The sequence below is a fragment of the Rhodococcus daqingensis genome, from assembly GCF_042665615.1.
Lineage (GTDB): Bacteria > Actinomycetota > Actinomycetes > Mycobacteriales > Mycobacteriaceae > Rhodococcus_G > Rhodococcus_G daqingensis.
In genome coordinates this window covers 112964-134131 of the sequence record NZ_JBHTCS010000002.1, presented here as the reverse complement: position 1 = coordinate 134131, position 21168 = coordinate 112964, and the positions used below count along the sequence as shown (strand labels likewise).

The window sequence follows — 21168 nt, the reverse complement described above, 5'->3', positions numbered from 1 at the left end:
TCAGCGTTCTCCAGGCGGCCGACCATGTCTGGCTCTCGGCGCAGTCGCGGCTCAGACCCCGGGATGGAGCAGTTCGAGCGGGGTATGCGCCGAAAGGAAATGTGATGACAATCGTGACCCCTCGGCCCGGCCAGCAGGGAGAGCAGAACAGCGACCACGCCGCGACGAGTGCGGGCGACGGGCCTACCGGGACCTTCGCAGCAGAACGACAGCGACAGAGTGAGGCCGCCGCGCAGCGTGCGCGGGACAGGGCCCCGCAGCGGGGTGAGCACGTGGATGTGCTCTCGACGCCCGGCGGGATCGCCGCGGCGGACACCCCCGAACGGATCGCGAAGCGGTTGGATCGGCTGAGTCGCTACTACGCAGGCGAGGATCTGTCCGCGGCGCCGACGGCGGAGCCGCCGGAGATCGTGGTCGAGGATGCACTGCAGCGGATCAGTGACGTCGTCGACGTCGACGGCAGCGCCGACGTCGTGCTCGAAAAGATCATCAACACTGCGGATTTCGTGGGGGTCAGGTATCTCGATGCCGGGGTGGCGGCGGCGCGGGCCATCTGCCGGGTGGTCATTCGCGATGCCCGCGGGGTCGGTCAGGGCTACGGCACCGGATCACTCGTCTCGCCGACACTGATGCTGACCAATCATCACGTCCTGCCGAGCGGGGACGCGGCCCGTCACAGCGTGATCGAGTTCAACTATCAGGACGGCGTGGACGGCAGGGAACTGACGAAACAGGAGTTCCTGCTCGATCCGGACGGCTTCTTCCTCGCCGACCGGGAACGCGACTTCGCCCTCGTCGCGGTTCGCGGCGGGGCCGAGCTGCTCGCCCCGTTCGGCTTCAACCGGCTGATCGAGGCGGAGGGCAAGGCGATCATCGGCGACTTCGTCACGATCGTTCAGCATCCCCGGGGCGCCAAGAAGCAGATCGCGTTGCGCGAGAACCGGATCGTCGACATCCCGGAGCGGTTCCTGCACTACTCGGCGGACACCGAACCGGGGTCGTCCGGATCCCCGGTGTTCAACGACCAGTGGGAGGTGGTCGCGCTGCATCACGCGAGCGTGCGGGCACCCGCGCACACCGAGTTCGGTGGGATCCTGAACGAGGGGGTGCGGATCAGCCGGATACTCAAGTACCTCCGGGAGCAGGATCTGCCGCCCGCGTGGCGCACGCTCGCGGACCAGATCTTCACCGCCGAACAGGTGGAGCTGCGGGCGCAGGTGGAGGACCGGCCGCCGCCCGAGGCCGCGCGGCGAGGTGCGACGTCCCGCGAAGGTGAAGTGACCGTGCAGATTCCATTCGAGATCACCGTGCGGGTGCGCGCATCCGGGGGCGGCCTGCCACCGTCGGTGGTGGGCGGCTCGCCGCCGGAGTCCGACGGGCGCCACCCGGAAGCGATCTCCATCGACCCCGACTACCGCAACCGCGATGGCTACGACCCCGGCTTCCTGCGCGTGCCGCTGCCGCTGCCGGCAACCGGCGGTCCGCTGGCGGCGGCGGCCTCGCAGGAGCTGCGCTACCACCACTTCAGCGTCGTCATGCACCGGACGCGGGCACTCGCGCTGTTCGCCGCGGTGAACATCGACGGCACGCAGTCGCAGAAACCGCCGCGCGAGGACGACCGCTGGATCACCGATCCCCGGCTGCCGGTCGATCAGCAGACCGGCGAGAAGGTGTACGAGGACAACGATCTCGACCGCGGACACCTGGTGCGCAGGCTCGACCCGGCCTGGGGTCCGGCGGCGAAGGCCGCGAACGACGACACCTTTCATTTCACCAATTGCGCTCCGCAGCATCACGACTTCAATGCGGGCAGCACGCTCTGGCTGGGACTCGAGGAGTACATCCTGAAGAACACGGACAACGCCGACATCGCGGTGAGCGTCGTCACGGGACCGGTGCTGGCTGCGGGCGACCCCCGGTACCGCGGGGTGTCGCTGCCGAGGCAGTTCTGGAAGACGGTCGCCATGGTCAAGCAGAACGGTGAGCTGTCCGTCACCGGGTACCTGCTCAGCCAGGCGGCGCTGCTCGAGGAGTTCGCGGAGGGCGAGGAGTCGTTCTCCTTCGGCGCGTACCGCGCCTTCCAGGTCCCGGTCCGGCGGATCGCCGCGTTGACCGGACTCGGCCTGGACGAGTACATCGCGGCCGATCCGCTCGAGCGGATCGAGGCCACCACCCTGCCGCGCGAACTGATCCGTCCGCAGGATCTCATTCTCTGAAGATCAACGCCCACAAAGGAGTTCATCGTCATGACCAGCAACGACGAAAGTGTCACACTGCCGACTCGCCGCCAGTGCGGAGCGATGGATGTACATCGGAGGCTACTGACGGAATCGGAGTCCTACCGCATCGCGCGCTCGGCGATCGAGAATCAGACGATCGAACTGGAGTCGATGGGCGCGGCCGTGGCTCGCGGCGTTGCGCGGATTCCGGTGGTCGTGCACGTGGTGGCGCACACCCCGGAGCAGAACATCTCCGACGCACAGATCGCGAGCCAGATCGAGGTGCTCAACCAGGATTTCCGTGCCGCCAACACGGACGTGTCGACGGTGCCCGCCGCCTTCGAGGAACTGGTCGGCGATGCGCGGCTCGAGTTCTTCCTCGCCACCGCCGACCCGCTGGGTCGGCCGTCGAACGGCGTCACCCGCACGTCGACGAATGTCGTCGCCTTCGACCAGGACGACGGCGTCAAGTTCGTGGAGAGCGGCGGGGCCACCGCGTGGCCGGCCGAGCGCTACCTGAACATCTGGGTCTGCCAGCTCGCCGGTGGGCTGCTCGGTTACGCGCAGTTCCCCGGCGGGCCGCTCGCGACCGACGGCGTCGTCGTCACGCACACCGGCTTCGGGACCGTGGGCACCGCGGCGGCCCCGTTCAACCTCGGCCGCACCACCACCCACGAGATCGGTCACTACCTCAACCTCTTCCACATCTGGGGTGACGACGGCACCGGCTGCCGCGGCAGCGACGAGGTCGACGACACGCCCAACCAGGCCGGTCCCAACGGCGGCGTCCCGACCTTCCCGACCGTCACCTGCAACAACGGGCCCGACGGGGATCTGTTCATGGACTACATGGACTACACCAACGACGCGGGGATGGTGATGTTCACCAAGGGGCAGGTCGCCCGGATGACGGCGTGCCTGGACGGGGCGCGCAGGCAGTTGTGGACCGAGTCGCACGCGCCGGAGCCGGCGGTCCCCCGCGCGGAGGCCCCAGCCACCGCGGTGCCCGCGGCCGCGGCAGGCGCCGTGTCCGCCGTCGGTCAGCCGACGGTGGTCTCCACGGCTTCCGGGCGCATGGACGTGTTCGTGACCGGGGCGGACGGCGCCGTTCACCACAAATGGTGGGACGGCTCCGGGTGGCGCCCCTCCCAGCACGGCTGGGAATCGCTCGGCAGGCCCGAGCGCGCGGCGCGCACCGACTGGCACCCGGGAGACGGCGAGGTGGCGGCCGCACCATCGGAAATGTCGGCCTCCACATAGGCATGGGGGAGGGCGCCATGACGCAACTCTGCGGACGATGGGGCCATTCGTTCGAGGAGGACCACGACGGGATCCGGGTGTACCGGCCGGCCGGGTTCGACTTCCCGCGGTCGCGCGGCCGCGGCGGGATCGAGTTTCGCCCGGACGGCTCCTACGTCGACTGGGTGGTCGGCCGGGGCGATGCCAACGAAGCACACGAGGGCACCTGGGTGTCCGGCGCAGGGAACGAGAGCCTCGAGGTGACGACCGAGGCGGGGGAGCACCGCGTGGTGCGCATCGTCCAGCACGAGGCGGACCGGCTCGAGCTGGAGATCGGCGGCGCGCCATGACCGGTATCGAGTTCGCGACGGTGCCCGGGCGTCTGTTCGAGGCGGACGGGGCCGACACCCGCGCGACCCACTGGGCGCGCCTGGCCGACGAGGTGGTGGTGTGGGCGGATGCCCCCGACCCGGTGCGACGGCTGCCCTACTCGGCATCGCCGCGCCGAGCCGCCGGGCTGGCCCTGGTGACACAGGTGGGCAGGTCCTTTCAGGACGCGCATCCTGATGTGACCGTGCTCGTGGACCACGGCCGCCATCTCGTCGTCGACGCCGAGGCGGTGCCCGCGCCCACGGCTGACGAACGGCTGAACTGGCGAACGGAACCGCTGGAGCGGGATGCCGTCGTGGTGGACCGTCCGGTCCTCGCGGCCCGCGAATCCGATTCGGTGACAGCGGATCTGCTGGCGCTGCTGTCGCGGTCGTCGTACCTGGGACAGCTCGAGCGGATCACCGGCCCGACCACTCGCCACTCGACGAGCAGCGGGTTCGCCGACGCGGCGGCCGAGGCAGCCGCCGACCTGGGGTCGTTCGGCTACGTCGTCGCGCGGGTGCCCATCGCGGTCGGCGCCGGCCGCGGCAGCAATGTGGTCGCGAACCGTGTCGGTTCGGGCGAAGCGACTCGTGGGCTGATTGTCGTGACGGCGCACCTGGACTCGGTCAACCACGAGGGCGGCGAGAGCGCGCCGGCGCCGGGGGCAGACGACAATGCCAGCGGCGCGGCGGGCGTCCTCGAGCTCGGTCGCGTGCTGGCCACCCGGGGATGGCGCCACGACCTGCGCCTGATCCTGTTCGGGGGCGAGGAGCAGGGGCTGTTCGGCAGCATCGAGCACGTGGCAGGGCTGTCGGCAGGCGAGCGCGAACGGATCATCGCGGTGATCAACATGGACATGGTCGGCAGGCGCAACACGGCCGAGCCCGGGGTGCTGCTCGAGGGTGCGCCGGTGTCGCGGGCGCTGATCGACGACCTCGTGGCGGCCGCGGCCACCTGGACCGGGCTCGCGGTGTCGACGTCGATGTCCCCCTTCGCCAGTGACCACGTGCCGTTCATCAACGCCGGGGTTCCGGCGGTGCTGACCATCGAGGACAACGACACCGCGAACCGCGACGTGCACAGCGCGCGCGACGTGCTGTCGACGTTGGATCCGGCGCTGGCCATGGAGATCCTGCGGATGAACCTGGCGGTGCTCGCGGGGTGTCTGGACGGGATTCCGGAGGGAATTCGGGTAGCCGACTACGCATGACGCCGACCGTGCGAGCCGCGAGGATCGACTGGTACGCGGTGCACCCCGGCGAGTGCCCCCGACCGGAGCCCGCCGGGTCACTGCCCGCTGGAAATCGTGATTCGATTCCATCCTCACCGGCGAGGCAGACATGAAGCACTACCACCCCTTGGCCCCGGGTAGCTACACGGGCGAAAGCAGCGGCTACCGCACCCCCGACCGGCCCGACCATCGCGGAGTGGACATCGCCGCGGACACCGGCACCCCGATCTATGCACCCGCCGACGGCACCATCGCGCACGTCGGGATTAACGACGACCCACAGGGTTACGGGTCCTGGCTGGTCATCGACTCCCAGGACCAGTGCGGGTTGGACTTCACCTTCGGCCACACGCCCCCGTCCTCTTTCATCAACCCCGACACCGGGCAGCAGTGGAAGTTCGGGGACATCGTGCACGCGGGCCAGAAGATCGCCGTGGTCGGAAGCGAGGGCGGCTCGAGCGGGCCGCACCTGCACTTCGAGACGTTCGGCGCACCAGGTCGATTCGGAGGGCCGGACCTCGATCCCAACGCGATGTGGCTCAGGGATGCGGTCGATCCGCGCGAGGCGACGACGGGTGACGGGCAGGCCTCGCTGGTCGGCAAGTTGCTGGTGGACTTCTCCGCCGGTGTCCCGACCGCGCAACAGATCCAGTCGGGCGGGTTCGTCGGCGCCATCCGCTACATCTCGGATCCGCGGGCGGGATGGATGATCGGCAAACCCCTGCGTAGGCAGGAGGCCGACGCCCTACGCGCCCGGGGGATGGTCGTGGTCTCCAACTTCCAGTTCGGCAAGTCCGACTGGCTCGGCGGCGCGGAGCAGGGCCGTCGAGACGCCGAGCGCGGCCTCGCACTGCACCGCGAGGCCGGCGGTCCCGACGCCGCCGCGATCTACGTGTCGGTGGACGCCTCGCCCAGCGAGGACCAGTGGAACACCCTGGTGCGCCCCTACCTGCAGGCGTGGCAGGACCGTCTCGGCAAGGCCCGGATGGGTGTCTACTGCAACTATCCGACCATCGACTGGGCGCTGCGCGACGGCATCGGCAGCTACTTCTGGATGCACAACTGGGGCAGCGGCGGCCGCGTGCATCCGGCCGCGCACCTGCACCAGTTCGAGATCGACCAGCAGACGGTGGGCGGGGTCGGCATCGACCGCAACCGCATCCTCAAGGAGCCGTTCGGGCAGTGGGATGCGGTGGCCGAAGCGGTGCCGGTTCCCGCGGTCCAGCCGGCCCCCGCCGTCGAGCCGGGTCCCGCCGTCGAACCGGGCCCCGCGCCTGCGGTCGAACCGGTGGCCGTCGCGGCACCGAACGGATACCCGATCACCTGGTACGGCGGTCCCGGGTATGACGGCGGGCACGGTGCCTACCTGCGAATCTATCTGCACACCACCGAGAATCAGGAGCGGATCACCCGGGCCGAGAACGTCGCCGACTACCAGGCCCGCCAGCAGGACGGCAGCTACCACTACCTCGTCGACGACGAACACATCATCAACACCGTCACCACCAAGAACACCGCGTGGGGTGTGCTCAGCGACAACCGCGTGAGCGTTCAGATCGCGATGGTGGGCACCTCGGGCACCGTCGAGACCTGGAGCGGGGCGAACCCGAATCGTGAGGAGCGCCCCAAGACCCGCGAGCAGTGGCTCGCGCACGAGAAGAAGCTCGACATGGTGGCCTTCGTCATCGCCACCGTCGCCAGAGACTACGACGTCCCCATCGAGCGCGTGGACATCGGCGGGGTCGGGGCGAACCTCAGGGGCGTGAGCAGCCACAACAACTACACCTACGGGTCGGTGGCCCTCAAGGGTTACAAGGACGGCACGCACTGGGACGTGCCCGACACCTTCCCGTACGACGTGGTGCTCGCCAAGGCGAAGCGGTACGCGGGCATCAAGGACGATCCAGACCGCTTCCCGCTGCCCGCCGGTCACTACTGGGGGCCGCTCGACGGCCCTACCGAGTCGTGGTCGAACACCTACGGCAACGAGCCACAGTCGTCGAAGGACGGTCTCAGGCGCTGGCAGGAGGCGATCGGGGTGCCCGGATCGGGCATCTTCGACAACGCCACCAAGGCGGCCGCGACCCGGATGCAGCAGCTGTGGGGCTGGCCCGTCACCGGAAACGTCTACGAGGGCGAGTGGAACGAGGTCATCCGCAACGGGTGGCGGTTGCCGGCGCCCCAGCCGCGGATGCCGGCGGCGCCGATCGACCCGGGGCCGAAGGTGCATCGCTCGAGGAAGATCGCGGACGCCACCGGACCCGGGCTGACCGACCGATTCGGCATGGCGGCAACCGATCTCGGCGTCATGGCACGCACCCCGTCGGGGCGGATCCTGGCGGTGTTCGGGGACACCTTCCGCGGACCGCGGGTCGGCGCCGGCGACTGGCGCTCGCCCGTCGGGCTGTTCTCCGACACCAGGAAGCTGGACGACGGCATCTCCTGGAGCCAGGCGGCGGGCGGCGACCCCGGATACGCGCGTCAACTCTGGGACTACCCGCACGACAACCCGGTGTTCTCCACGGTGCTGCCCTCCGACGTCATCACCGTGGGCGACACGATGTACCTGCACGTCATGGTCAACAAGGGCCTCGGGAACGTGGTGTGGACCGAGATCTGGAAGTCGACCGACGACGGCAACACCTGGCAACACACCGGCGCCAAGTTCGATGCCGGCCTGCACCGGGGGCTCGCGCAGCTGTGGACCTGGGACATCGCCGAGGACGGGTGGGTCTACGTGTTCTCCACCGGCTTTCAGCGCGACAAGCCCCTGATCATCCGGCGCGTCCGAGGCGAGCGGATCGCGGATCCGGGTGCGTACGAGGGGTGGGGTTGGCAGGACGGCGCCTGGGGGTGGGGCAACGAGCCCACTCCGGTGCTGGAGGGCGTGGGTTCGGCGGACAAGTTCGGTGAGATGTGCCTGCGGCGGATCCAGGGCGAATGGGTGTTCGTCAACTTCGACTCCTCCAACGTCGGCGGGTACGACATCGACGTTCGGGTCTTCCGCAACATCACCGACAACCTCTACGAGGCGCACAAGAGCACGCCCATCCGCGGGGTCGGTTGGGGCCAGGAGGGCGACGATGCGGTCGCGCAGCTCTACGGTCCGTCGATCATCCCCGGCTCGAGGCTGGACGGGGGTTTCCACATCCTGCTCAGTCAGTGGAAGACCGACGGCCCGGACGCGGGGTGGCCGTACCGCGTGCTGCAGTTCAAGATCCCGGTCACGAGCGTCTCCGGGTTCCGCGATGACGGGGCGGTCGCCGGCAACCACGGCGGTCGAGCGCACGTCGTCCCGACCCGCTCCCCGGGCGGCCACTGATTCCGGACAAGCGCACCGGCCGGTAGGGGCCGCGCCTACAATCCCCCTATGGTCCTCAGGTGGCCATTGATCCCGCGGGGGGACGAGATCGGTGCCTCCCCCCGAGGTTCTTCGCGTGGAGTGGTGATCGTCGGTCCCGCCGGGGTGGGCAAGACGACGCTGGCGAGAACCATCGCCTCGCGGGCACGTCCCACGAGCCTCTGGGCCGTCGGCGCCGAGTCGACTCGCCGGATTCCGCTCGGCGCCTTCGCCCACCTGATCGAGATCGACGCGGCCCCCGACCCGGCGACGGCGTTAGCGAACGCCTGCTCCGCCCTCGGCGGCCGCGGCGCCGACATCACCCTCGTCGTGGACGACGCCGACCTGCTCGATCCGCTGTCCGGGGCCCTGGTCCGGCAGCTCGTCGAGGACGGCAAGGTCCACTTGGTGGTGACCTTCGGGAGCGGCGAAACCGGTCCGGATCCCGCGATGCTCGGCGATGGGCTGCTCGAGCGCATCGATCTCGCCGCGTTCACTCGCGGCGAGGCCGGGCGGGTGCTCGAGTCCGCGCTGGACGGTCCCCTGGACCGGGTCAGCGCACAGTGGATGTGGGAGGCGTCGGAGGGAAATCCGCTGTACCTGAGGCACCTTCTCGAGGGTTCCTGGGACTCGGGGTTGCTGTATCAGGTCGGCGGCGTCTGGCAGCTCAAGGAACGCCCTGTCGTGACCGACGAGCTAGCCATGCTGCTCGAGTCCCGACTGCCCACCGCGGAGCCGGCGGCGATGGAGGTGCTGAGGCTCCTGGCCTTCGCGGGCGACCTCGATGTGGAGGTGCTCGACCGCGCCGCGCCCCGCGACGCGATCGTTTCGGCGCAGCGCAGCGGGCACCTGCGGATCGGTCCGGACGGGAGCCGACGCGTCGCGCGGCTACGTCACCCCATCGTGGGCGAGGTGCTCCGCGAGCGGACCGCCCCGCTGGCCGCGCGAAGCCTGCGGGGCCGGTTGGTGCGCGCGCTCGCCGAGGGCCCGACGGCCGGCGAGGAGCTTCGGATGGCGACGCTCGCGCTCGACGGCGACGCAGACCTGGACGCGGAACTCCTCGCCGATGCGGCCGAACGCGCGCTCGCGCTGTGCGACTACCCGCTGGCGGAACGCCTGGCGCAGGCGGCCCTGGACCGCGGCGCCGGGCTGCGGGCGGCGGTGATCCTCGCGCGGGCCATGACCTGGCAGGGCCGGTCCGAGGAGGCCGATTCGCTGCTCGCGGCGTTCGATCCCCGCGAGATGCCGGAATACGAGCATCTGGCCTGGGGGCTGTGGCGTTCGACCACGTACTTCTTCGACAACCGGCAGGCCGCGGCCCGGGCGGAGCTGGATCGGCTGCGGCAGCACGTGACCAGCCGCGACGGGCTGGACGTGCTGGCCTCGGCGGACGTCACGTTCGACTTCTTCGCGAACAACGTGCCGCGCGCGATCGAGTTGACGCGGACGCTGTTCGGGGCCGCGGGGAGTTCGGCACCGGCCCTGGCCTTTGCCGCGTCGACCGGCGGGTTCGCCCTGGCCAGGGCCGGTCACGCCGACGAGGTGACCGAGGTCGCGGCGCGCGGCGTGGCGGCGGCGACGAGCACCGGGTTCCTGCTGGGGCGCCTGCAGATCGGTGTGGCCGAGGTGTCGGCGGCCGCCCTGGCCGGCAACCTCTCCGGGATCGATGAGTTGCTCGGACGCTATGCGACCGCGATCCCGCCCGGGCGGTCGCGGTGGGTGGTGGAGGGTTACATCCACGGGCTCGCGCACCTGGCCGCGGGCCGGGTGGCCGAGGCCGAGGACCAGTTCCGGCGGGGCAGAGCGGCCGCCGCCAGCGGCGGCCCGCGGATGTGGGTCGTGCTGTGCGCGATCGGGCTGTCCCAGGCGCTCGGTGCACAGGGGCGGGTCGATCCGGCGATCGAGGCCCTCGATTGCGCGGAGGAGTCCTTCGGCGACCATCTCGCGTCGTTCGGACCGGATCTGATGCACGCCAGGGCCTGGATCGTCGCGGCGAGGGGTGAACACCACGAGGCGGTCAGGGTGGCACGCGGGGCGGCCGCGCTCGCCCGGGCGGGTTCGATGTTCGGTATCGAGGCGATGGCGCTGCACACCGCCGTCCGGTTCGGGGACCGGTCGGCGACCGGTCGGCTCCGCCGCCTCGCGCGCCGGGTCGACGGCCCCTTCGTCCGTGTCGCGGCCGCTCATGCCCAGGCGTGGCAGGCCCACGACGGTCACGGATTGGATGGTGTGGCACGCGAGTTCGAGTCCATGTCTGCGAACCTGCTCGCCGCCGACGCTGCGGCGCAGGCCGCGTTGGCGCATCGCCGGAGCGGGGCCAGTCGCGACGAGCAGCGTTCTGCGGCGATGGCGCGACGGCTCGCCGCCGTGTGCGCCGGGGCGCGCACCCCGGCGCTGAGCGTGCTCGAGAACCCGATGGCGCTGACCAGCCGGGAACGTGTCGTTGCAGCCCTCGTCGCCACCGGCATGACCAATCGCGAGATCGCGGAGCGGCTGACCCTGTCCGTGCGCACGGTCGAGGGGCACGTGCACCGACTGCTCGCGAAACTCGATGTCGCCGATCGAGAAGCCTTGGTGCGCAAGCCGTGTGATGAGGACTGGGGTCCCGCTACGGGGCGGTCTCCATGAGGATCATGTCGGCCAACCCCTCGCGATCGGGCACGTCGAGCTTCATGTAGATGTGATAGATGTGCCCCTCGACGGTGCGGGTCGACACTGCCAGTCGATCGGCGATCTCGTGGTTCGTCAGCCGGGCTGCAGCCAGGACGGCGACCTCGTGCTCCCGCGGGGTCAGCGGCAGTGGTCCGGCGGCCGCGAGGATCGCGGGCGTGCATGCGTCGCCGCACATACGCGCGAGTGTGTATGCCCGGGTCGATGCCCGCAGTTCGGCGCGCCGATTGCCCGTTCTCCGGAAGGCGGCCGCGGACTGGGCGAAGGCGTCCGCCGCCAGCAGTCGCGAGCCGAGATGGTCGAACTGGGCTGCGGCAGAGAGTAATCCGTAGCCGTCTGCCGCTTCGGCGGCAATGGCCTGCGTGGTCATCGGGGCGATCAGGCTGCCGTCGACCATGTTCGACAGCGCAGTCAACCGTGCGCCGCAGGCACGGTCGCCGAAGCGGACGGCGGTGTGCACTGCCTCGGCCGCGACGGCGAACAGCCCGAGTTCGCTCGCATGATCCGCGGCCCGACGGGCCAGCCCGATCGCGCGGCCGAGGTCGCCCGACCCCGCCGCGAGCCACGACCGGGTGATGCCGAGGTCGGCCCGGTAGAGCGCGGTGTTCTCGCCGAACGCGTCCTCCGCGCGTTCGACCGCGGCCATCGCCTCGATCCGCCGCCCAGAGAGAGCCAAGCACTGGGCCAGAAGGAGATTGGCGAGCACTCGCCATTGCGGGTTTGACCGCCCCGGCCCCGAGGTCGCCTCCTCCAGCCGCCTTCCGGCCTCGGCCAGCCGTCCCCTGGCCAGCTCGAGCTTTCCGAGCAGCGAGCTCATGCCGAACCACATCGCGTCGTTGTTTCGGGCCAGCTCCAGGTACCGCCGCGCGCAGGTCTCGGCCTGGTCGTATCGGCCGGCGTAGATCAGCGCGAGAATCTCGCCGTGTCCGACGGCGAAGCGCAGCGCGGACGTATCCCATTCGGTCAGACCGGCCGTCTCGTCGGCCCATCGCGGCACCTCGTGTCCGCGGCCCATCAGGCTGAGCGCGAGACACCCCGCGCTTGCCGCCCACATCCTGGCGGCCGGCGGGGCACAGTCCGCGTGGCGGATCCGGTTGGCCGCCTCCACTGCGACGCAGGTGTGTCCGCGGCAGAGATCGATGGCCGCGCGTGCGGCGTCCAGGCACTCGAGCCCCGCGGGCGTCGTGACCCGCGCGCGGGTAGAACTCAGGAGGCCCGTCGCGCGCTCGCCCGCACCCAGGTTCCAGAACAGGTTTCCGGACCGCAGCACGGCCCACCGGACGAGTTGCCGCTCGGCCCAGCCCTCGGGGTTCAGTACGGCCAGGAGACGCTCCGCCTCCGCTGCCCGGTTCGTCCCCGCCAGGGTGGTGGCGCGGATCAGTTCCGCCCGGACACCGCCGCCGTCGGCCGTCGCGGCCCGAGCCAGGACTTCTGCGCTGGTGAAGGAGCACAACGCGATGGCGTCGGCGGCCGCCTCGGTGAGGACGCGCGCGCAGGCCCGGCGGTCGCTGCGCAGGGAGAGTTCCGCGGCGCGGACGCGTTCGGCGGGTTCGGGGGCACCGGCGAGCCGGGATGCCAACTCACCCCGGATGTGGCGGGCCGCAGCAGCGTCCATCCCCCTGCGGACCACCTCGCCGAGGAACGGGTGCGCCAACCGCGCCATCAGCGTCGACCCCTCCGTGCTGAAGCGGACCAGCCCGGCACGCTCGGCGGCCAGCATCGATTCCCGGCCGACCAGGTCGCCCAGGGCCGCCAGTTCGAGGGGTTCTCCGAAGGCGACCAGCGCGACGACCCGACGGGCGGCCGGTGGTGCATGAACGCACCGGTGATGCAGAAGCAGTGCCAACTCGAGCGTGACGACGGGCTCGCCGCGTAGCTGCCAGATTCCGGCGGTGCAGCGCAGGTGACCGGCGGCGAGCGAACCCTCGACCAGGTGGCGAAGGTAGAGGGGATTGCCCTGGGTCGTCGCGGCGATGCGATCGACGGTTCGGCTTTCCACCGCACCGCCGAGCGCGGCGGTCAGCACCGCCTCGGTCTCGCCGCGATCGAAACAACCGAGGGTGAACCGGGCCAGTCCCCGGTCCTTCCACAGTGCGGTGATCGCATCCGGCGCGGGCTCACCGGTCCGGAACGCCACCACCAATGCCGGGCCGCCGCCGGTCGCGAGCTGGTTGAGCAGGGCCGCGGACAGCGGGTCCAGCAGGTGGGCGTCGTCGACGACGATCGTGCCGCCCGACAGTTCCTCGCTGAAACTGCGGCCCGCATCCGACAGCATCGCCGCCAGGCTCCACGGGGACGTCGTGTCGACGCGGCGGGGTACGACCCCGAAGGGCCTGCCGTGGGCGGCCGCCGTGCCGGTGATCCACCGGACCGGGCGTCGAAGGCTCGACGCGTAGTCGGTGATGAGGGTGGTTTTCCCGGTGCCTGCGAGGCCCTCGACGAGGACGCCGCGGGACCCGTCGCCCGATCCCAAGGCCTCGGCGATCGCGGTCGATGCCGCTCGCCGTTCGATCACCGGCCAGGCCAGGTTCACACGCAAGATTCTAGTCCGGTGACCGCGACACCCGTGAGAACCGTTCTCGTGTTCATTCGCGCCGAATCGGCGATCGTTGGCACTGTTGCGCGCGCCGAAATCGAGTAGTCGCATACTCTGTCAGGCTTTCCGGAGCGCTCGTAACGTTTGTGCCATCGAATTTGCTGCCACGACCGGGAGTGATCGAAATGCGCGTCCCAGTACTCGTCGATCTGCCGGCGCAGGAGCCGCTGATCGAATCGGCTACCGCTGCGGCAGAAGGGCGTCCCCCCCGAATTCCCGTCGAGGAAGCCACCGTTCCGTCGAGTGTCGAACTCGACACGACATTTCCGGCGGTGCCCGTCGGCACCGGCGATCAGAATCAGTTCTCGTTGGAACCGATGGGTCCTGCGGTTTCCGAACACTTCGTGGTCCGAGGCTTCCTCGAGCTCGAGGAGGACGAACCGATACCGTTCGAACTGGACGGAAGGCCGGTCAACGCAGATCCGCCGATCGCCCCGTTCCTGACCTGCGGGGGTTCGCCCCCGCTCGGTACCGCCGCTGACGTGAGCCGGAACCTGAACGGGTCGGTGCTGGCGCAGCGGGGTCTGGACGGATCGGGTGTCGCGGTGGCGATCGTGGACACCGGCATCAACCTGGCGCACCTGAGGACGGCGCTGGGTGGCGTCCCGCCCATCGACCCGGCCAACTCCTGGATGGCCCCCGGACGGTCGACCGCCGCGTTCGCGCACCCGGTCGGTCACGGCACCATGTGTGCCTACGACGCGCTGATCATGGCTCCCAAGGCGACGCTCATCGACTTCCCGGTGCTCAGGGGGTCCGCGCCCGGTGGGGCCTTGACGGGAAGCACGCTCAGTGTTGCCGTGCAGGCCTATGCACAATTGATCGCGTTCTGGTCGGTCGCATTTGCTCCGGGAGGGGCGCCTCGCTATCGCAGCCTGGTGGTGTCCAACAGCTGGGGCATCTATCACCCGAGTTGGGATTTCAATGCGGGGCACCCCGGCCGCTATGTCGACAACCCCAACCATCCGTTCCAGGTGCTGGTTTCGGTGCTCACGCGTGGCGGAGCGGATGTGGTGTTCGCCGCGGGAAACTGCGGTGCGGAATGCGCATCCACCAAATGTCAGAACAGGACGACGGGCACCATCATGGGCGCCAACGCGAGTTCTGACGTGCTGACGCTCGCGGGCTGCGACGTGAACGACGACCGGGTGGGTTACTCCTCGCAGGGCCCCTCGATATCGGGGATGTTCCAGGAGAAGCCGGACCTGAGCTCGTACACGCACTTCAGCGGATCAGCGGCAATGGGGACCGGATCGCCGGACAGCGGCACGTCCGCAGCGTGTCCCGTCGCGGCCGGCTGTGTCGCCGCGATCCGATCCAAGGTGTCGACGCAGACCCTCCCGCCCGCCAACCTGCGTCAGCAACTGTTGGCCATGGCTCGCAAGGTCAACGGGGCGACCACGTGGAACGGAGACTATGGGCACGGCATCATCGATCCGGACGCGACGGCGCAGAGCCTGAATGTGTGACCTCGCGATCCCTCGAGTGACCCCGTCGGTGCGGGCCGGTGACGGATGAGCGAGGAGCCCACGGTGCTGATGACGGTGGTCGCGCGCGACGATCCGCCCAACCTGACCGAAGCGGCGGAGCAGCTCGGCCTCGGCCTCGACGCCCTGGTCGAGGGGTTCGGAGTCGTCCCCGTGGAACCGGCTCGCGGGATCTACTGTGTCGAGGTGCGGGCGGACCGTATCCCGCGGGACTTCGGGGGCCGGGCACTCGGCACCGGTCCGCACTCGAATCCCCCGATTGAACCGATGGGGCCGATCCCGGGCGGCGCGAACGACGACGCGACCGAGGATGACGCGACCGAGTGAGCCGGCCTACCCGTTCGGGTCGCCGCCCCCCACGTCACCGAGCCGGACCGTGATGTGCAGCGGGATCGTCAGCGACACGCCCCCTGGCGCAGGTGTGGCCTCGGCGGCAACGGCGGCACTCACGGGCGGCGTTGCCGATACGGGCGCCTGCGGTGGAGTCTCGACCGGCGGGAGTGTCAGCGCGACGGGAGGGTTCAGGACATCGCCGACCAGGCTCTGTTGGTCCGGGGACAATCCCTCTACCTTGCTGATCCGGTTGAGAACGCTGCTGATTCGCAGGCCCTCGTTCGCGACGCATCGGATCTCCGAGTCCCCGTGATCGCTGGTCCACGGCGTTCCGCCGACGGACAGTATGTTGCCCTCGTCGTCTCGCGCAGGGACGCCGGAGTGGTGTAGACCGACGACCTCCCATTGGTTGTTGAAGAGGGGGGCGCCGGGGGAGACCGGCGATGTGTCGGAGCTGTAGTGCAGGAAATGGTCGAGCCTGTCGACCAGCTGATTCTGCTGCAGCGCGATCTGCTTCGGCCGACCGGAAGGATGCTGCACGATGTTGATGGATTCGCCGAGAACGATCTTGCCCTGGTCGCGGCTGGTTCGGTTGAAGCCGAAGCGACCCAACGGGACCGGCGGACGGGGCGGCTCCGCACAGGATCGGGTCGACACCGAGACGAGGGTGAAGTCGAGTTCGGTGTCGGTGAGGAACAGGACGTCCGGTTCGAGGTCGAACAGGTGTGACGGCGTGGGCAGGCCGTCGATACCGTTCTGAAAGTCGAACTCCACCCGAGCAGATCGGGCCGATTCGGGGTCGGGCAGAACCCGATTGGTGGTGAGGAGCAGCCGTGGCGAGACCATGAAACCGGTACCGTGGCCGAGGTTCTCGAACTGGCTGCGGAAGCGGATGAGTCCCACGCTGTGCGACACGGACGTTCCGAGTTCGAGGAACGCCACGCCGAGTAGGTTGCCGCCGATGAGGATCCGCTCGAGCAGGCGCGCACCACCGTCGGGGACGTCGAGGGTTTCCATGGCGGAGTCGGCTCCCAGCGCTTCGCGCACGATCGGTTGATTGAGGGCGCGCTGGGTTCGCAGCGCAACCCGCTGAGGATCGTCGATGTCGAGGATGCTGCCCGTCTCGGCGTTGGCCGCCGCGATCTTCCGCTCGATGCCCGCTCGATGCTGCGCCCGTGCCTCGAATCTTGCCTCCGTCGCGGCGATCACCGGATCCGAGTACGGCGACGGTGCCGTGGGGCCCGGCGATGTCGGACCCGACGGGGGCCTGTCCGGGGCCACCGTCGATTCGACGGTCGTGGGTGGAGCAGCCTGGTCGTCGAACGCCAGATCGAGTCTCGTCGGGTCCGGTGGGTCCGATATGAGCGCCGACGCGGGTTCAGACCCGGGCGTGTTGGGGGTCAGGCCGTGGAACCGCAGCAGCTGTTTGGTGAAATCGGTGACGGCACAATAGCGCTGAAGGAGGGGAAGTAGCGCGCGAACCCTTTCGACCTGAGCCGGTGTCAACTCGGACTCTCGTGCACGCAGGTAGAGATCGAGGCGTTCCATGGTGAAGCTCAGTCCCTCGTTGAACACCGGGAGTCCGCGCCCGGCCACCTCGAGGAAGGCCTCGAGTGCCTCGGTGTGACGACCCAGGCGCGCCAGATGCTCGCCCCGGATCGCCGCGCCGTCCGGGAGCCAGGTGGCGGCGGTGCGGAGGTTCTCACTCGTCTCGTCGAGTTGCTCGAGACGGTTGAACCGCAGCAGGGCATAACAGCCGACGGCGGCTGCGATGGGATCTTGCGCGTCGCCGCCGATCAACTGGTCCGCGTCGAGCGAGTGTGTGCCCGGGCCGACGCCCATCGCGGCTTCGGATGCGAGGCCGAGGGATCGGTACCTGGCCATCGCGTTGGCATCCACATTGGCCATGTGAACGTCGAGTGAGATCGCGTCCAACTGCCGGCCGACAGCAGTACCACCGGGAACCCGCGACAGGGTGACCTCACACCCGACGCTCGGCGAGATCGGCAGTGCGACATTGACGGCCGGGTGTCCGGCCTGCAATACCTGCAGGTACCACGGCCCCTCTGCCGAGGCAGGGATCGCGAGTTGACGGACCGTGCGGTTGAACTCGCGGACCACGACCCCGCCGACGTCCTGTGGTGTCGCATCGAACTCGAGGGGGTTTCCGTGGAAGAGGCGGACCTGGATCTCGTCACCTGTCGAGGTGAACTCGGAGACCTTCGGTCGGTGGGTCCGCTCGGACGCGGGCGGCTCGGCGGCCCCCGGGGTCTCGGTTGGGGGCGACAGCGGAGCCTGCGGCAGCCCAAGGTAGTCACCGAGGAGTACATCGATGGCGGCGTCGCCATCGTCGGCGGTCGCGGGGGGCGCGGCAGCGGGGGCCACGGCGCCGGCCGGTCCGAGCGACTCCAGCACGGCGGCGGTGGCGTTGTCCGGTCCGAGTGATTCCAGCGCAGCGCCGGGCGCGCCGTCCGCGCCGGCGACCGCGACGGGCGGCGATTCGACGATGGCGGCCGTCGGCGACGTCCATCGCGGGCGTTGACCGGCGTCGGCCGGGGGAAGGATCGTCGCCGCGGGATTGCCGAAGAACTGCTGTACCTCGTTGACGTAGGGGGCGGAGGCCCCCGATTGCTCGGGCTCGAGCACGACGGTGATCGGTGCTGTGGAGCGACGCGGGATCGTCACCTCGCGCGTCATCGCCGAGCCTCCCGGAAGCTGGCCTGTCACAAAGTACTTGTGGCCGCGCTCGAGACCCTCGACAGTGTTGCCGCTGCGCGTGTGCGCCACAACGGAAAGGTCGTCGCCGCGGATCTCGACCGGCACGGCGAAGTTGCTGAGTTCGTCGCTGTCGAATTGGGTTTCGACCCGGATGGCACCGGTGGAGGGGGTACGCGACGCTTTTCGGGACTTCGCCGTACGGGGCGCGGAGTCGGGGTCATCGGCCATGGGACATCGTCGCCTTCCAGGTTCGCGAGCGGAGTGGGTCGACGAGGTAGAGCTCGGCAGGGCAGTCCCGCAGCGGCGGCGCCGGGTTGTCGAGCGTCGCGGAGAACTTGTAGTAGCCGGCCTCGAGAGAGATCGTGAACGGATAGGGGTCCACCGGTGAGCGGAATTCGCGCTCGAGGCCGAGGTTCCGTCCGGACTGGCCCTGGAGGTGGACGCGCGTGCCGGCCAACGCACTTTCGGGATCGATGACGAGCTGGAACGGTACGAGGGGCCACTCTTTGACGTAGCACAGCACAGCGTCCTCCGTGAATCCGTCGGCGAGCCCGATCTGGTTGCCGCCGTGAGCGGCGTTCACCTCCTTCAGCCGCGCGGGAAGCCCGGCGTTGAGGGAGAACGACGAGATGTGCCAGTTCGTCGACCGTCTGTCGTCGGCGGACTGGTCGGGAGGGTAGGCCGCTTGGCCGGAGAGACACCGCAGCAGGGCCATGCTGAACAACGACTGCCGGTCGGTCAGCGCCTGGGCCAGTCCGGCCGGGATGGCGGCGTAGAACACCGGTGCTCGGCGGTCGTCGGTCATGTCGGCGTACTCGACATCCCACACTGCACCCGGACGGGAGTCCTCGTAGGACAGCATCCGCGACGGCGCGCTGCGACAGGCGTCGACGAAATAGAACTGGGTTCGGGCGATGTCGGGCCTGACGGCGGCGGGATCTCCCCGACCGTCGTTGTTCCCGTACGGCGCCATCCCGTTGCGCAGGGAGCTGACGTCGACCGAGTGCTTGCTCAGAGCGCCGCCGGCTCCGAAGGTATCCAGGAGAAGGAGTTGATCGTTGCGGGTGCGTTGAATGCCGTGCCCGGAGAAGTAGAAGAAGGTGGCGCCGTCACGGTGGACCCGCGCGCTCCGGCGCCAGGCCTCGGCGGCCGCACACAGGTTGTCCTGATCGCATCGCGGCACCTGCAGCTGGGTCATCGAGGGGAGGCCGATGGTGCCGTGCGCGGAGGGTGCCGCGGTCGCTGCGACCTCCTTGGCCGTGGGCGAGAGCAGCAGGCGCACCGTCCCGAGCGGCAGGTGGAGACACTGTGCGCCCGCGGCCTTCACGAGCCAATCGAGGATGAGGTAGGCGGTCAGGCTGGTCGAGGACAACCGTTTCATGCCCAGACCGGCACCGGCCGGGGTGCCGTGCTCGCCGGGGCCCGGCAGGTTCGCGTATTCGCTCACGCCGGCGATGAGGGCGTGCAACGCCGGTTTCCCGGACAGGCCCGGGGCCTCGAAGATGAGGGACGGGTCGCCGGGCGGACGTTGCGCGGGTGCCAGCAGGGTCATGGCCGAGATCCGAACTCGCGGCCGAGCAGCTCGTAGAACGTCGGCCTGGAGTAGTACGCACCGTGGGCCTTGAGCGCGGACACACCCGACTTGAACTTCAGATCCTTGATGCGGACACCGGCGTCCGGGTCGGTGAACACCGGTTCCACCAGGAAGCTGAGGATATCGGCGGGGTCGTAGATGTTGAGCCAGGTCCGGACCCGCCCACCCAGGGCGGCCACCTTGGGAGGCATCGGCGGAGCCGGCGGGTCGACGACCGTACTGGCCTTGAAGAGCTTCATCTCCTCGAACTGGCCGACCTGCCCTCCCGCCGACACCCACAGGTCCACCTTCAACGAGGGTTCGTAGGTGGTGACGAGGTCGTAGAAGATGTTGCCGCCCATGGAGTGCGTGAGGACGATCAGCGGTTCGTCGGCCCGCGATCGGGGCGCGTCCGCAATGGCCTCGCGGACCCGTTCGACGATGGGCCCGGGGGACCCAGCCTCGCCGCGACGGAGCAGATAGACGAACACGTCGCCCATGAACAACGTGAGGTGCCCGTGCAGTCCGTCTCGGTAACGGTCGAGTGCCGCGAGGGTTGCGACCCTGGCCGGTGCGCTCTTGGCCCGGTTGAGGACCTCCCCGACCCGGTCCCGCAGCGTGTCGAGCCATCCCGGGCCGAGGCTCTCGAGAGCGCTGTCCGTCGACGCCTCGACCGGCGCGACCTGCTCGGTCCGCGCGACGATCGCGTCGGTGATCACGGTCAGCGCGGCGTCGTCGGATAGGGCGTCGCGGATGGCCGCTCCGACCGCCTCGTCGGAGGCCGCGAGCGAGCCGGCCGCGAGGACTCGGCCGTCGATCTCCCCCAACGCCTGCGCGGGCCTCGCCTGCTCGGTGATCCCGAGGTCCTGGGGCCGCAGAACCGACCGATCGGAGTGGACGATCGGCGCGAGGAGCGCCTCCACCGTGCGGTGCGGGTTCTTGCTCCACGCGTTCCGTAGGGGCGTCTCGGCACCGAGTGCCTCGAGGCCGGTTGCATCGTTGCCGATCTCCTTCACCAGGTCGGCGACCTCGAGGTCCGCTGCGGCCACACCGTCATCGCCGACGCCCATGTCCTCGAGCGTGCCGACCGGCGGGAGGGTGGCCTGCGCCCAGTAGTGCCGCACCGCGAGGTCGCCCCAGTAGGGGCTCACGACCTGCATGCCCGCCCACCGCGGATCGGACGCGGCCATCCGGTCGACGAGCAACCGGCGGATCAGTTCCTCCCGGGCCGCGACCCCGCGCTGGTACTGCTCGCCCGCGCGCGTTGCGACACCGTGGATGAAGACGACAGGCATGATGCTCCTCCGCACGTTCGCACCGAACCCCCGCTATGACCAGGGAACTCCCGGTCCGGGGGTGCCGTCATCAGTAGTGCGCTACTCGATTTCGG

12 protein-coding genes are annotated in these 21168 nt (G+C 69.7%); 8 read left to right on the top strand and 4 right to left on the bottom strand.

The features are described from left to right. Positions 1-104 precede the first annotated feature (104 nt). From ACFQS9_RS01935 to ACFQS9_RS01910, 6 genes are all read left to right on the top strand, one after another. Entirely contained in the window at positions 105-2216 is a 2112-nt protein-coding gene (locus ACFQS9_RS01935) for a DNA/RNA non-specific endonuclease (RefSeq protein WP_378401009.1), read from the top strand. Positions 2217-2246: 30 nt separating this feature from the next. Continuing rightward, positions 2247-3479 carry a zinc metalloprotease gene (locus ACFQS9_RS01930; RefSeq protein ID WP_378401007.1) on the top strand — a complete coding sequence of 411 codons (1233 nt, stop codon included), beginning with the start codon at positions 2247-2249 and terminating at the stop codon, positions 3477-3479. Positions 3480-3496: 17 nt separating this feature from the next. Then, entirely contained in the window at positions 3497-3808 is a 312-nt protein-coding gene (locus ACFQS9_RS01925) for a hypothetical protein (protein ID WP_378401005.1), read from the top strand. Further along, on the top strand, positions 3805-5040 hold the full coding sequence (locus ACFQS9_RS01920) for a M28 family metallopeptidase (protein WP_378401003.1): 1236 nt from the start codon (positions 3805-3807) through the stop codon (positions 5038-5040). The genes ACFQS9_RS01925 and ACFQS9_RS01920 overlap by 4 nt, the downstream gene beginning before the upstream one ends. Before the next feature lie 130 nt (positions 5041-5170). Next, positions 5171-8383 (top strand): DUF4185 domain-containing protein, encoded by a 3213-nt coding sequence (locus tag ACFQS9_RS01915; protein WP_378401001.1) that lies wholly within the window; start codon positions 5171-5173, stop codon positions 8381-8383. A 48-nt stretch (positions 8384-8431) separates the two neighbouring features. Continuing rightward, the gene (locus ACFQS9_RS01910; protein WP_378400999.1) at positions 8432-11029 is read left to right on the top strand and encodes a helix-turn-helix transcriptional regulator; all 2598 of its coding nucleotides are present in this window, start codon (positions 8432-8434) and stop codon (positions 11027-11029) included. On the opposite strand, the gene ACFQS9_RS01905 is transcribed toward ACFQS9_RS01910, so the two are convergent. Further along, complete coding sequence (locus tag ACFQS9_RS01905) at positions 11010-13604, bottom strand: helix-turn-helix transcriptional regulator (protein ID WP_378400997.1); 2595 nt, start codon at positions 13602-13604, stop codon at positions 11010-11012. The two genes, ACFQS9_RS01910 and ACFQS9_RS01905, sit on opposite strands and share 20 nt — an antisense overlap. 188 nt (positions 13605-13792) lie before the next feature. Here ACFQS9_RS01905 and ACFQS9_RS01900 point away from each other — a divergent pair, with 188 nt between their 5' ends. Together ACFQS9_RS01900 and ACFQS9_RS01895 are read left to right on the top strand one after the other, a co-directional pair. Continuing rightward, positions 13793-15136 carry a S8 family serine peptidase gene (locus ACFQS9_RS01900; protein ID WP_378400995.1) on the top strand — a complete coding sequence of 448 codons (1344 nt, stop codon included), beginning with the start codon at positions 13793-13795 and terminating at the stop codon, positions 15134-15136. 45 nt (positions 15137-15181) lie between these two features. Beyond that, entirely contained in the window at positions 15182-15481 is a 300-nt protein-coding gene (locus tag ACFQS9_RS01895; RefSeq protein ID WP_378400993.1) for a hypothetical protein, read from the top strand. Positions 15482-15487: 6 nt separating this feature from the next. Here ACFQS9_RS01895 and ACFQS9_RS01890 read toward each other — a convergent pair whose 3' ends face one another. Genes ACFQS9_RS01890 through ACFQS9_RS01880 form a run of 3 tightly spaced genes read right to left on the bottom strand, consistent with a single transcriptional unit; the run spans position 15488 to position 21073 of the window. Further along, entirely contained in the window at positions 15488-18433 is a 2946-nt protein-coding gene (locus ACFQS9_RS01890; protein ID WP_378400991.1) for a trypsin-like peptidase domain-containing protein, read from the bottom strand. Continuing rightward, positions 18423-19757 carry a caspase family protein gene (locus tag ACFQS9_RS01885; protein WP_378400989.1) on the bottom strand — a complete coding sequence of 445 codons (1335 nt, stop codon included), beginning with the start codon at positions 19755-19757 and terminating at the stop codon, positions 18423-18425. Before ACFQS9_RS01885 ends, ACFQS9_RS01890 begins: the two co-directional genes overlap by 11 nt. Beyond that, positions 19754-21073 carry a hypothetical protein gene (locus ACFQS9_RS01880; RefSeq protein WP_378400987.1) on the bottom strand — a complete coding sequence of 440 codons (1320 nt, stop codon included), beginning with the start codon at positions 21071-21073 and terminating at the stop codon, positions 19754-19756. The genes ACFQS9_RS01885 and ACFQS9_RS01880 overlap by 4 nt, the downstream gene beginning before the upstream one ends. Positions 21074-21168: the final 95 nt, after the last annotated feature.

Bases quoted from the DNA above. Each gene is read 5' to 3' on its own strand.
- ACFQS9_RS01925 (WP_378401005.1), top strand. From the start codon at position 3,497: ATGACGCAACTCTGCGGACGATGGGGCCATTCGTTCGAGGAGGACCAC.
- ACFQS9_RS01915 (WP_378401001.1), top strand. From the start codon at position 5,171: ATGAAGCACTACCACCCCTTGGCCCCGGGTAGCTACACGGGCGAAAGC.
- ACFQS9_RS01935 (WP_378401009.1), top strand. From the start codon at position 105: ATGACAATCGTGACCCCTCGGCCCGGCCAGCAGGGAGAGCAGAACAGC.
- ACFQS9_RS01880 (WP_378400987.1), bottom strand. From the start codon at position 21,073: ATGCCTGTCGTCTTCATCCACGGTGTCGCAACGCGCGCGGGCGAGCAG.
- ACFQS9_RS01890 (WP_378400991.1), bottom strand. From the start codon at position 18,433: ATGGCCGATGACCCCGACTCCGCGCCCCGTACGGCGAAGTCCCGAAAA.
- ACFQS9_RS01920 (WP_378401003.1), top strand. From the start codon at position 3,805: ATGACCGGTATCGAGTTCGCGACGGTGCCCGGGCGTCTGTTCGAGGCG.
- ACFQS9_RS01885 (WP_378400989.1), bottom strand. From the start codon at position 19,757: ATGACCCTGCTGGCACCCGCGCAACGTCCGCCCGGCGACCCGTCCCTC.
- ACFQS9_RS01900 (WP_378400995.1), top strand. From the start codon at position 13,793: ATGCGCGTCCCAGTACTCGTCGATCTGCCGGCGCAGGAGCCGCTGATC.
- ACFQS9_RS01930 (WP_378401007.1), top strand. From the start codon at position 2,247: ATGACCAGCAACGACGAAAGTGTCACACTGCCGACTCGCCGCCAGTGC.
- ACFQS9_RS01910 (WP_378400999.1), top strand. From the start codon at position 8,432: ATGGTCCTCAGGTGGCCATTGATCCCGCGGGGGGACGAGATCGGTGCC.
- ACFQS9_RS01895 (WP_378400993.1), top strand. From the start codon at position 15,182: ATGAGCGAGGAGCCCACGGTGCTGATGACGGTGGTCGCGCGCGACGAT.